Raw genomic sequence first — 12,726 nt, forward strand, 5'->3', positions numbered from 1 at the left:
TGAGGAAGACAAATTGTGAATCCCACGGGTCTATCAGAAAGATTGTGTAAGTATGATGTCAGAGTTAGTCCATCTTTGATCGACATTTGCCCATTTTTGGTCATCAGTACCACAAAGTATGGCAAATTGATTCAAGGCAACTGACCAATCTTTAATTATTTGCCGATTGGCTGATTCAATAGTATTAGTAGTATATATTGCCTTTCTAATCCCTTCAGGGAAGCTAAAAAGCGGGGCTATACCTGACCAAAGACGTTGCCACATGTCAGAAATTACTGGATATTTTTCGTCCCATTTTTTACTAAAGTTTTGTAGCTCTCTAATCCCTTCCGCCTCGTTTATTGCTGTATAAATTTTCTTTAAATCAGCTGTTACCGATTTTAAATCTTTATATGACACGTACTTGGTAGAATTCCTAACCATATGCACGATACATAATTGTACAATAGTTTTAGGAAAAACACTATTTATAGCTTCAGGAAAGCCTTTTAGACCATCTACACAAGCAACATATATCTTTTCAATTCCCCTATTCTTTAGCTCAGTTACCACTTGCATCCAAAATTTAGAACCTTCATTCTTGCCAACCCAAATACCAAGTAACTCTTTCTTACCTTCCATATTAACACCTATAGCTATATAAACTGCTTTATTTATTATAGTGTGGTTGTCTCTTCCTTTAACATCTATGCAGTCAAGATATATTATCGGATATATACTATCAAGGGGACGATTCTGCCAATTTATAATATCCTCCAAAACTCCGTCAGTTACTTTAGATATTAATTCTGCAGATACTTTGGTAGAATAGATTTCCTCTAAATGTCCTTGTATCTCCCTTGTAGTCATACCTCTTGCATACAGAGATATTACCTTCTCATCAAACACTTTAAATTGTCGAACTCCCTTAGGAATTAATAGGGGTTCAAATTCTCCTTCTCTATCTCTTGGAACATCTACTGTTATATTCCGACCATCTTCATCTATTATAGTCTTTTCATAACTACCATTGCGTCTGTTTTCAGATTCTTTCTCATCCTTGGAATGCTTCTCATATCCAATATAAGATTCCATCTCTTTTTCTAGAATCTTATTAACTAGTTGTTTTTTTAACTCTTGCAATATCCCATCTTTGCCAAAAATTTCTGATGGATTGCTTTGTGACAAGAGTTCTGATACTACTTTTTCTACAGATTGATTTATTGTTTTTGTTTTCTTCTTCATATTAACCTCATGTAAGTGTTTTTTCGTAATCTTATTTTTACTACTTTTTTCAACTTACACAATCTTTATGATAGACCCGTAAATTATTACATATTGTCTTTGGAGTAATTAAAAATAATTCTATCTTTAATCCTATTTTAATCCTTGACTCTTAAGACAGTATTAGAACCCTAGTATACACTATGCGCATCAACTATTGATTGTGACTTTTAAATTACCCTATTGAACTTATATAAAATAATTATAGAAATATAAACGATTCAATGCTATAAGTGACTCATAATATAATCATGTTATGATTTGGAGAGGTGGCCGAGAGGCTGAAGGCGACGGTTTGCTAAACCGTTATACGGGTTAACCGTATCGAGGGTTCGAATCCCTCTCTCTCCGCCATTCGGTACAAGTTGTCGTTTTTTCAAAAATATCGAACGGGAAACGTAGAGAGGTCTCAAGTTTTTTGCCCCTCAGCTTGAGGTTCTGAAATACGAAATTTATCATTTTGCGTTTTTGGGGCATTTCAGAACCTTTGAAGGTTTCATAGGCTTCAGATGCTAGAGTTATTAGCGTTGTAGCGGTATCAGTAAATTTATCGTCTGCTTCCTCATAAACTTTAATTAAACGAGCAATTTCATATTGGCGATCTTTTAATTGTTGTTTTTTTCTTTGAAATTCTTCTGTGCTAAGTTCTCCATTGAGTCGCAAATCTATTAATGAATTTAATCTATTCTCATTTTCGGTATGTTCTTTCTTTAAAGCAGCTGTTGCTTGCCCATGCTCATCTTTCTTTAGTTCATTTGTGTTTTTTAAATAGGCTAGAGTCTCTTTTAGCATTTCTGGGTCTCTTATACCTATTCTTTTAAAAACCTCTTCTACCTGCTTTAAAACCTCATCTTCTCTTACATAAATCTTTTTGTTTGGATTCTTTGGATCCCATGTACCTAAATAAGTCCATTCGTCCACTTTGCCATCTGAATATGTTTTGCTGTGAGTTTCAGCTGTTACAACTTTACCAGTTACTGCACAGGTGATTAATCCTCTAAAAAGAAAATCCTTACCACCATATTTAAAAGGCTTCTTCTTCCACCCTAAACTTTCCTTTTTCATCTCGGCTATTTAGGTAACCAAGATGGGCTGGTCCTATCCACTCTCCTTTACGCAATTTATGATCTAGGCTTCTTTTAACGTTATCACTTAAACTATCAACGTAAGATTGTGCCATCAATACGTTCATCCCCCACATTAGCTTTGCATGAGACTGAGAATCTTTATCTATTATGTAACCTTCTGTTCTAAAATGTAATTCTATCTTACCAGCTTTTATTGGTTCTTCTAGTAATGAAATTTCTGAGATTCTTCTTTGTACTCGATCTACTTTATCAGCAACTATAGCAATTGTTTCTCTATGGCTTTTAGCAAATTTGATCATCTCTTTAAATTGTTTGCGATCACCTCTGCTGGAAGATTCGATAATTTCAAAAGTTTCGATAACTTCAAGATTTTTACGTTGGCAATATTCTACTAATCTATATTTTTGAGCTTCAATTGAATACCCTTCTTCTTGCTCCCTTGTTGAAACACGAACTAAAATTATTGATTTTGTTGCTTTGTCTGGCATATTTTTTCCTTAGATAAAAGTATTATGCATTCAGAGATAGATTAAATACTGGACGAGTCAAGTTGAGTTTGCATTAAATTATCCAAGTAACCTAAGTATTAGAGCCAAGTGTAACATTTTTTTAGTATTAATAATTTTTGGTTATTGTAAATAAATTGTTCTGACACTTAGTAGTGTGCTACATCAGTTGGTTTGTTATTAAACTATTATTTTAGCTCTTTTAAGGCTATTACACGGCTTTTTAGTGTTCTTATGGTAGGAAAATCAGTTTTTTAAATTATTACGCTCTAAGTCTAAATAGGGGCTTTTTTTAAATCATATTTCATCTTACTTTGCTCATCCCTTTGCTTTTTTATCTTATAATCGGTAATCTCCTGACAAAAACCTATTAGGTTTCTAGCTGCTGTGTGAAGTTCTTGGTCTGTAAGTTTACCTTTAGACATAATTGTTAGTTTGCTAACAATTGCTGTGTAAATTTCTTCAGACGAACGTTTATCTCTGTCTATTTCTTTTATCATCTGCTGTATATAAGCATTTTGCATAATATTCCCCTGTTGTTAAGCTTTTAGTCCTACTGTTTTTATATTACTGTTAACTATTTTTTTTTGATTTACAATAGCCATTTCATAACGTGAAATGATCTATAACTGATAAATTCCTGTCTTATTTGGTTTTATATATAAAAAAATTTCATGATTTGAAAAATTTTCTTAAATTCTTTGTATTTAGACAACTAATAGTGTTTTGTTAGTAAGGATTAAATATTAATGCTAATCGTTATGAAATTACTCACATGGTTAGAACTGTCTAAAGTGTCCGTACGAGAATTTGCTAAAATGATAGGTAAGAATCAAAGTTTAGTACATAAATATGTCTACGAAGAAACAATACCTGGACCTAAAGCTATGATCAAAATTTACACGGTTACTAAGGGAGCAGTTGATGCCAACATTTTTTTTAAGCTTTCTGACCAAATATTTGAAGAAGAATTAAAAAATAAAAAGAACCCTCCCAAACCTGAAATAGATTTTAGCTATTAATACTATCAGTTCGTTATAAATCTCTATTTTTATCGACCAATTACTTAAGCTAGTTAAGTGGTAGAGAATAATCTTATATTTACTAGCTTATCTATAACATTGTACTTCTAGGTTGTTATTTTTATTACATATAATCATTTAAGTTGATTATATGTTTTATAGCTAAGCGAAATAGCAAGGTTATTATTAGTTGTAAATATCAATAAAATCTTCTTAATTATAGGTATTAAGTGATAAAAGTTATCCACAAAATCCGTGCATTAATTTGTGGATGAATATGTGTATAATATGTGGATATCACGTGGATAAGTTTTTTTACCCTGTGGATAAGAGGTGAAATTTGGATTTTTTTATAACTTTTTTGGGATTTTTTTTGCATTTTTTTAGGTTTTTTTTTGATCTATACGCTCGTATAGTTTTTTTTTGCCATTTTTTGAGAGTTTCTTTATGAGTTTTTACAGCTAAATTATCTAAAATTATAGGAGATTATTATGTTAAAATCTAAGAGCAAACCCTTTTCTCTATCATCTTTTCTTCATGGCACTAATTTACTTAGACATGATGAATTAGGAATTTACATTAGACTACTTGAACATATGTGGATAAGTGGTGGAAAATTGCCAAATAATGACCAAAAATTAGCACATTTTCTAAATATTTCGCTAAAAAAATGGCAAAATTATAAAAAAATTTTGCAAAAATTTTTCATTTTTTCTGATAAAACCTTTACACATTTGGGGTTGAAAAACGAATGCCAAAAACTTATAAAAGTATCACAACAAAATTCCTTGAATATAGCAAAGAGATGGGAGAAATATCGTAGTCAACTGATCGAATCTGCAGGGGAAAAAGATACCCCCTCTAATGATACGACCGTATATACGAACGTATATACGACCGTAATACGATCGTATTACCTACGCGCACGCGCGTCTAAAGATAATTATATTGATATAAGATTAGAGGATGATGATAGGCTTGTGGATAAGTCACCAGTGATTGCCAAATTAGCAAAAACCGAAATAGCAGAACTAACTCAAAAGCTACAAGGGTTGTTCAATAAGCACGATATGGTTTTACCAGTAGATGCGTCGTTGCTTATAGAATGGCTAGAAAGTGGTATTAGCAAAGATTTTATCTACCAAAAAATCGAGCAAGTAGTAGCTCGCATTTGCCTGCATCAACTTCAACACCCAAGATCATTTGCTTATTTCACCCCAGAGATAAAACGTTACTGTTAGGCAGGGTAGTAGTAAGTGGAAGTTAAAGGTGCATTTGATAAAATAAATTTCACAATATGAAATAATTTAAATTATTTTTTTGTTTTAGTCTTTCTTTTTTATACAAAAGACCATTTCATGCAATGAAAAGCCTATTGTTTTATAAAAAAACCTTGTCATACTGTGATTAATAAAGGCAATTATAGTAAAAATTATGAACAAAACTACCTTAGAAAAATCTCAACCTCAGCTTGCTTCAATGAAGCCAGTTAATGGACTTCTTGCAGAATTTGCTTCTGTGCAAGGATTTGACGGAGACTCAGAACCTCAATCCGCAGCGTACTCAAATTCTGTTACGGATTTGAGTCTAGACTCATTGTCTAAATCACCAGCAGAAGTAGTATTATGCGAGAAGTCTAATGAAATTTACAAAAATAGTGAGAGTAAGCATGAACAAAATGGTAAAAAAATGATTAAATATCCAATGAGTGAGCGGCTAATGAACCAGTGTTTAATCAATGAAGTTGTGTTTACTGGTTTAGTAAAAAATGTACTACAAGCAAAACTGATTGACCAATTAACTGGTACGTTTAACTTACAGATTCAAGAATTTGGCTATCGTCAATTTTTAAGCAATGGCACAACTATGGGCTTCTGTACCCGGAATTTTTGCACCAAAAATATTGACAATAGCCAAAACAAAAATCTTAGCTACCAATCTCTAATACAATTCTACAGTCAGCAAGCATGTAACAGTTTTGTCATTTACCAAAGAACCAAAGATAAAATTGAAGGGTTTTATTTTTTGCCATCAACTAATAGTCCGGAAATTATTAGCTATTACCTTAGGCACTTTGAATCTTTTGAACAGTTTATTAGTCTTGTAAGTCTTTATGTTAGCCTAGTTCTAGGTAGTATAAGATGCAGTAATTCATACTGCCAAAACTTACACAACAATAACTTATACGTAAAAATTTTTAGCCCCAATAGCTTGGCAGAATTATTTCCTGAAAGGGTTTTAAGCAACTAACTAAAATAACCATATTATGCAAACAACTAAAATTAACGTAAAATATTTAGGCAAGTCTTTCATTCTTACTCAAAGAGCTATGGAATGTCTTACACTTGCAGCTCTTGGCTTTCCTAAAAAGCACATAGCAGCTAGACTAGGCATATCGTACAGAACTGCAGAAAAACATATAACAAATGCTAAAAATAAAATTGGCATCTATCACCACCGACAATTATTAGATTTTTTATTTTCTTACCAACTGTTATAAGTAGCCTACTACCTATTACTGATAATACAAATCAATAGACTTCTTTCGAAACTCTACTTCTACTGGTGATTTGTACGTCGATGCGGTACTCGAATCCTCACGTACATTTAAGTACGCTGCGGTTCTGCGTTCCGCGTCTCCTTCAAATCCCTCAGCACAAGCGAGTTTCGAAAGAGCAATTATCTTTTATCTAAATTTCATAAAGTATTCTGTAGTCACCGTATCTATATCGATAAAGACCTTTGTATTTACCAATTAACGGCTTTCCTAATTTTTGTGGCATCGATATTAAATAGTTTTCTACTTTATTATATATTTTTAACTTGTTTTAGTCATTATTCTATCATTAATGACTAAAATTACGCCATTCAATTAGGTAACTTACAGTCAAATAACAAAAATTTATTGATTTAAGGTATTAAAAATTCTAGATTTCGACTATTATTAAGTTTTTAGTGAGAGTAATCACACTAGATTATAATCTCAAGGAGGTTTCCATGCACAAAATAGAACTAATTGAGTATATAGCAAATAGAGAAGGTTGTACTAAAAGTGAAGCTGAAAAGGTTATTAATATCTTTACTAAATCAGTGACTTCTATACTTGCCGAAGGTAAAGAAATAATGCTAGTAGGTTTTGGTAAGTTTTACTCTAGTAAAGTTGCAGCTAGAGCTGGAAAAAACCCAAGAACTGGTGAAACAATTAATATTGTAGCTTATGTGCAACCTAAATTCTCTGCTGGAGAAAAGCTAAAATCTGCTTGTAATAGCCATAAAATCTCAAAACCAACAAGCATAAAGAAATAATGAATAATCAAATTGTTTGATTTGCATTATATTGGGATTTAAGATATCATCATTAAGATGCCGATACCAAAAGAAGTAAGTTATAATAAAATATACTTCTAATCAATAGATTTGCTTTTTAGAGAATTGCCTGCAAAAGCTAAGTGTATCGGCTTGCAATAATAAACACGAATTCCAGCAATCAAGGACAATTTGTGACTAAGATTAAATGATTCTATAAATCAGCTTGGCTAACTTTATTTGCAACTATTAAAGTTGTTGTGTAAATTTATTTCTTATTATATAATTTCCGTCTTTTTAGTCATAAGTAAAGTGTTGATGTGGAGCATTCAATTAATTTAGAAATTGCTTGTTTATTAATTTCTTTTTTTCACGGTGTCGGTATCTTTTGACACCAATCTATCCTAGATAACTTGGAACTCAAATGATTAGTTTTGAAAGGTATCTATTGAAAATAAATTTCTAAAAAAGTTTCATTTTATAAAATTGTATGCAGGAATGTTATATACTGATATTTAATAGCAACAAGTAAATCTATATGGCAGATAACTTTGTTAAAGTTGATTCAAAACAACGATGGAAAGATGCTGTATCTAAATTTAAACGAGCAGTAGTTCTAGAACAGAATGACCTTGGTAAATTATCAGAAGACCTTATTGACAGTGTAAGAGTCAGAGTGGTAGGCTCTATAGAGTCTGATAAAACTACACCTTACCTTGAAGAAATTGCTAGAGCTAAACAAACTATTAATGGTTATGAATACCCAATTTTAAGAATGGGGGCGGATGAATTGAAAAATCATCAATTGTTTTATGACAAGACCTTTAGAGTTTTAATTGATAATAATAATAAAACAGCAACTACTGTAGGTAAAGAAAGCAAACACACTAAAGATATTCAAGCTTTCATATTAGCTAAAGATGGTTCTTTATATATTGGTAATCATAAAGGACACTATGACCTCATGCATCCAACACTTACTCATGCCTCATTTTTAGGAGGTAGACCGGTAGAAATGGCTGGTATGATAAGTATTAATGCAAATGGTAAGATAGACATGCTTAGTAGTGATAGTGGTCATTATGCTCCTGAAGCCTTGGATACGTACCGAGGTATTAAACGACTACAAGAATTAATGCCAGATATTTTTACTCCAAACGCTCAAATTAAATATTACGATACAACTTTTCATAATATGGAAATTAGCGAATTTACAGAAATGATGGAGGAATCTGATACTAATGACAAACCACTGCATCAGACTCTTAGAGATCAAAGAGTACAGGAATCTCAACAATATAGAGAAAATTTAAAGAATGCTATTTCTATAAAAATTGATAGTGATAATGATTTACCAAATTCTATAGCTAATTTCACTAAAGAAAAACAACAACAGTTAACAACAGGATTAAAAACACCCATGATGAGTATATCTATAAGAAACTCAGAAGGTAAAGTTAGTACATATAATATATCAGACACAGTAGTTTCTGTTTTGAATTCTGGCAATCCGGAATCTATGCAAAAATTATTAGATTCAGGGATCAATACTCGTAAAGAGTTTCATGCAATAAAACCTTTATATTACGCTACATCACAAGGTAAATCGGAAATTGTTAAAACAATGCTTAATGATCCTATTATGCAGGAATCTTTAAAACAAGAATTATTAGGTCCTGCACCAACTACCATTCATCGAAACTTTAATGTTATGCTCTTGTAAAATTTCAATGTGTTCATGACTAGTATATTGACTGCCCTGATCACTATTAAATATCTGCGGTGCAGGATATTTGTTAAGTGCATCCCGCAATACTTCAGTTACCAAACTTACATCCATACTATTTGACAATTTATAACTCAACACAGCTCTACTATGCCAATCTATAATTGCCGCCATGTACATAAATCCCGAATTAGTTCGAACATAAGGGTGAGTAGACTGAAGCATTGCAGCTTCAGCCCCTCTCAGAACGGTGCGTGAACCTCTCAGCTCACACCGCTCCCACCATTTTAGCCTTTGGATATATTCCTAATTTCCAATGTATAAAAGCTTCAGGATTAAGATTTGCTAATCTATTTAGATATTCTCTTGCACGTCTTTTATGCCATGCAAGTTTCTTATATTTTCTTCTAACCCACCGCTCCAAATACCAATTCAGGTGCTTCCATATGTTGTGCATTGCCGATGGATAAAACTGCCCATAATAGTTATACCAACCTCTTAACTCAGCTTTAAACATTTCCGAAAGTTCAGATAAGGACTTGTCATTCTTAAGCTGAATGTGCCAACTCCTTATGGTTTGTATGATTGCTTTCTTAGAGTTATTACTTATCGCAGGTAAGAAATTTGGATGAACCATGCCTTGTTTGTTTACACATCTTCTTGGTCTAAAACTATATCCGAGAAAGTCAAAGCTGATTCGTTCATATTCATCACGACGATTATTGTCCTTACAATATATAATACCCGACTTATCAGGATGTATCGTAAGGCCACATTCCTGGAATCGTTGTCTAATAACTTGTAACACATATTCTGCCTGTTCTTGACTCTGACAATGGAGTAAACCATCATCAGCATAACGACAAAATGCTACACTTGGCATTTCTCTTCTTACCCATGCATCAAATACATAATGTAAAAATAAATTTGCTAATATTGGACTTATCACTCCTCCTTGAGGTGTTCCCTTATCGCGCATAATAATATTTCCATCTTTATCTTGCAATGGTGCTTTAAGCCACCTTTGTACGTAAAGTAGTACCCATTTGCACTTACAATGTTTCTCCAATGCTTTCATTAATAGTTTGTGATCGATATTATCAAACAAACCTTTGATATCAAATTCAACAACAAAGTCATATTTCCAGCATCTTGCTCTTGTAACTGCTATGGCATCATGTGCAGATTTCTTTGGGCGATAACCATATGAATCTTCGTCAAATATGGACTCAACTAATGGCTCAAGTACCATCTTCACTACAGTTTGTGCTATTCTATCCGAAATAGTTGGAATCCCAAGGATTCGTTCTCCACCTGATTTCTTTGGAATAGGCACAGCTTTTACTGCAGGAGGAAAATAGCTGCCTGAGGACATACGATTCCATATCTTATACAAATTATCTTTTAGGTTTCGCTCAAATTCTTCCATAGTTTGTTGTTCAACTCCTGCTGCACCTTTATTATTCTTAACACATTGGTATGCTTGCCATACATATTGCTTAGAAATTTCAAAAGGCTTTACTGTCTTCATAAGCTCCTCCTAAATAAATTTAGTTGACACTGTGATGAACAGCTAAAATGGTCAGACACCTTCACTCCATTGCCATTACAGCAACTTCATCATTACTACATGTCTGTCCGCCCCTGTGTATACGCATCAGTACTATCAGCCTCACGGTTTTATTTCCGCTTGTACCTTTCCTTTAACATCGTTGCACAGGTTCCCGTGTTCAGCTTGAAAGCCTTGACTTAAGCTCACGCCACCTCTATGCCGGATGCCACCTAGCCAGTAAACAGGTTCCCGCTAAATTTATCCCAAAGCAACATCACCTCCTTGGTTTTGACATCATCTGAAGCACTTTCGACACTTGAACGGTGGTTCACTGTTGTTCGTCTTCTTAAGTCTATACCTGACACCTCAAGGATGCCTTTTCTGCATCGCTCACGACAATGCCCTTAAACAATTGCCGCATGCAGTGGTTTGCAGCCTATTCCTGTAAATCGACTGCGAAGGACCTACCTTCATCTCTCAAGCCTCTTGGCACGGCACACTGATATCTCCGCTCCAAACCTCGTTAGCGTTAGGTACGTGTACAGTCCTAGTTGTATACTCAATTAACCTGAAGAGTTGGCAAAATGATTAAAAGTTATAGTCTGAAATTGGTCAGTTATAAGAGTAATCAAATTACCTTTGTATTTATCAATATTAGCAAAAAATCTATCTATAGCTTCTGAGAATTGAGCAAAATTATGGTAAAATTTATTATTTGTTACAATTCTATGCATAAATTTCCATAATCGTTCAATCGGATTAAGATTAGGGCTATAGGAAGGTAAAAATACTAATTCTATTTTGCTATTTACTAGATACTCCTTTACTTTCTTTGACTTATGATACCCAGCATTATAACAAATCAAATATATCTTCTCTTTATTAGGATTTTCTGCTTCTAATTTTTGTAGAAAATTGATTATATAATCACCGTTTACTTTAGGATTATCTGTGCTAACTAATTGCAAATCAGATAAATTAATTGCTCCTATTAAATGCTTCCTTTTCCAGCCACTAAATGTTGGTAAAGTTTTATTTTGATTCTTTCTGATCCAACCATAACGGGCTTTTGTTTGATACTGAGGATGAACGCTATCCATAAAATATATAGCTTCTTTAGCCTTGAGAGTACCTTTTAACAAACTATATTCTAGCTTAAATAGTTCTTGCTTATCTATATCAAGCTTGCCGGGTACGATCTTTGGCTTCTTATATACAAAGCCTAATCTGATTAATAGTTTTGTTACTCCTGCTATTGTATAGGTAACACCGTATTTTTCTTCTATGTAATTGCTGATATCTTTGGCATAAACATAATTACATATTTCTAAATGCTCTATTAACTCTTTCTCTTCTAGCTCACTTAGCTTACTTGCACTAACACCGGTAGCTGTCTCTAATTTATTAAATTTTTGATAATCTCTTACATGCTTTCTTATAGCTTCTTCACTTAACAGCAATGCTTCTGCTATTTCTCCATAGCTCCAACCTTTATCATACAGCAAAACTGCCTTAATTCGGTCACATACTCTCCTATCTCGTTCATTACCATGACTTGACTTCAGTACCGTTCTTTGTTCAGATGTTAAAATATTTCCCATTATCATATTCTAGCTTCTTTCTTCTCTTCCTTCAACTCTTCATTTACGAGCAGTATATGTAGTTTGCTTAGAAGATAATTCAAGGAAAATATGCCTAGATAATCGAGAAATAAATATACTGCCAATAGAAGAGTTTTAAAAAAAATTATGGAATCATGAGATTTTTAAGTGATTTAAAATAATAACGCTATTATTCATTAGAACTATATAATTTCATTCCTTCATGTGTTGCTTCAAAACCAAGTTTTTCATAGAACTGTTTGGCTCTTGGACGTTTTTTATTAGTTGTGAGTTGAACAATGGAGACACCTTTTGATTTGCCATATTTCATTGCAATACTCATCATCCATTCACCGAAATGTTTTCCTCTATACTTTTCTGAGATACGAACAGCTTCAATTTGCATCCTAGTTGAACCTATGAAAGTTAGCGATGGCATGATAGTCAGGTGGCAAGTGCCAACTATTTCTTTATTCATTTCAACTATCATCAAATATTGATGTGGATCACTATCTATCTTGTAGAACGCATCAATATAAGCTTGATCCAATTCTGCTGAAAACTGTTCTCTTGTTTGTCCAAGTTCATCTTCTAAAAGAAGGTTAACAATTGTTCTTAAGTCAGCAATTGTGGCTTTGCGATGGGTAAGGTTTTGATTCATT

At 33.0% G+C, this 12,726-nt stretch carries 13 protein-coding genes, 1 tRNA gene and 1 pseudogene; 7 read left to right on the forward strand and 8 right to left on the reverse strand.

What is annotated here, in order from left to right:
• Positions 1–33: 33 nt before the first annotated feature.
• Positions 34–1,224 (reverse strand): IS256 family transposase, encoded by a 1,191-nt coding sequence (locus AAGD26_RS01510; RefSeq protein WP_341751942.1) that lies wholly within the window; start codon positions 1,222–1,224, stop codon positions 34–36.
• A 302-nt stretch (positions 1,225–1,526) separates the two neighbouring features.
• On the opposite strand from AAGD26_RS01510, the gene AAGD26_RS01515 reads away from it, so the two are divergent.
• Positions 1,527–1,617: transfer RNA gene (locus AAGD26_RS01515), tRNA-Ser, on the forward strand.
• Here the strand turns inward: AAGD26_RS01515 and AAGD26_RS01520 are convergent.
• The 3 genes from AAGD26_RS01520 to AAGD26_RS01530 form a co-directional block, all read right to left on the reverse strand.
• On the reverse strand, positions 1,579–2,328 hold the full coding sequence (locus tag AAGD26_RS01520; protein WP_341751943.1) for a hypothetical protein: 750 nt from the start codon (positions 2,326–2,328) through the stop codon (positions 1,579–1,581). The two genes, AAGD26_RS01515 and AAGD26_RS01520, sit on opposite strands and share 39 nt — an antisense overlap.
• Positions 2,288–2,839 carry a recombinase family protein gene (locus tag AAGD26_RS01525; RefSeq protein WP_341751183.1) on the reverse strand — a complete coding sequence of 184 codons (552 nt, stop codon included), beginning with the start codon at positions 2,837–2,839 and terminating at the stop codon, positions 2,288–2,290. The genes AAGD26_RS01520 and AAGD26_RS01525 overlap by 41 nt, the downstream gene beginning before the upstream one ends.
• 293 nt (positions 2,840–3,132) lie before the next feature.
• Entirely contained in the window at positions 3,133–3,381 is a 249-nt protein-coding gene (locus AAGD26_RS01530) for a hypothetical protein (protein WP_341751287.1), read from the reverse strand.
• Between the two features lie 237 nt (positions 3,382–3,618).
• Between AAGD26_RS01530 and AAGD26_RS01535 the strand changes: the two genes are divergently transcribed.
• The 6 genes from AAGD26_RS01535 to AAGD26_RS01565 all read left to right on the forward strand — a co-directional run bounded on the left by AAGD26_RS01535 (position 3,619) and on the right by AAGD26_RS01565 (position 8,908).
• Positions 3,619–3,879, forward strand: a complete 261-nt coding sequence (locus AAGD26_RS01535; RefSeq protein WP_341751286.1) for a hypothetical protein — start codon at positions 3,619–3,621, stop codon at positions 3,877–3,879.
• 491 nt (positions 3,880–4,370) lie between these two features.
• A complete protein-coding gene (locus AAGD26_RS01540; RefSeq protein WP_341751285.1) occupies positions 4,371–5,120 on the forward strand; it encodes a DUF1376 domain-containing protein in 750 nt (249 codons plus the stop codon).
• Positions 5,121–5,313: 193 nt separating this feature from the next.
• Positions 5,314–6,129: a hypothetical protein gene (locus tag AAGD26_RS01545; protein ID WP_341751284.1), complete on the forward strand. Its 816-nt coding sequence runs from the start codon at positions 5,314–5,316 to the stop codon at positions 6,127–6,129.
• Positions 6,130–6,145: 16 nt separating this feature from the next.
• Positions 6,146–6,379: a helix-turn-helix transcriptional regulator gene (locus AAGD26_RS01550; RefSeq protein ID WP_341751283.1), complete on the forward strand. Its 234-nt coding sequence runs from the start codon at positions 6,146–6,148 to the stop codon at positions 6,377–6,379.
• A 497-nt stretch (positions 6,380–6,876) separates the two neighbouring features.
• On the forward strand, positions 6,877–7,185 hold the full coding sequence (locus tag AAGD26_RS01560; protein ID WP_341751944.1) for an HU family DNA-binding protein: 309 nt from the start codon (positions 6,877–6,879) through the stop codon (positions 7,183–7,185).
• Between the two features lie 538 nt (positions 7,186–7,723).
• Positions 7,724–8,908, forward strand: a complete 1,185-nt coding sequence (locus AAGD26_RS01565; protein ID WP_341751945.1) for a hypothetical protein — start codon at positions 7,724–7,726, stop codon at positions 8,906–8,908.
• Here AAGD26_RS01565 and AAGD26_RS01570 read toward each other — a convergent pair.
• The 4 genes and pseudogenes from AAGD26_RS01570 to AAGD26_RS01585 all read right to left on the reverse strand — a co-directional run.
• Positions 8,873–9,097: pseudogene (locus AAGD26_RS01570) on the reverse strand (DDE-type integrase/transposase/recombinase); the annotation flags it as partial. The gene AAGD26_RS01565 and the pseudogene AAGD26_RS01570 overlap by 36 nt on opposite strands.
• Positions 9,098–9,179: 82 nt before the next feature.
• Positions 9,180–10,442, reverse strand: coding sequence for a group II intron reverse transcriptase/maturase (gene ltrA, locus AAGD26_RS01575; RefSeq protein WP_341751141.1), 1,263 nt, complete (start codon positions 10,440–10,442; stop codon positions 9,180–9,182).
• Positions 10,443–11,026: 584 nt separating this feature from the next.
• The gene (locus AAGD26_RS01580; RefSeq protein WP_341751946.1) at positions 11,027–12,064 is read right to left on the reverse strand and encodes an IS630 family transposase; all 1,038 of its coding nucleotides are present in this window, start codon (positions 12,062–12,064) and stop codon (positions 11,027–11,029) included.
• A 190-nt stretch (positions 12,065–12,254) separates the two neighbouring features.
• Positions 12,255–12,725, reverse strand: coding sequence for a GNAT family N-acetyltransferase (locus AAGD26_RS01585; RefSeq protein ID WP_341751947.1), 471 nt, complete (start codon positions 12,723–12,725; stop codon positions 12,255–12,257).
• Position 12,726 lies beyond the last annotated feature (1 nt).

Origin of the sequence: Candidatus Tisiphia endosymbiont of Piscicola geometra, from assembly GCF_964026415.1 — a bacterium.
Lineage (GTDB): Bacteria > Pseudomonadota > Alphaproteobacteria > Rickettsiales > Rickettsiaceae > Tisiphia.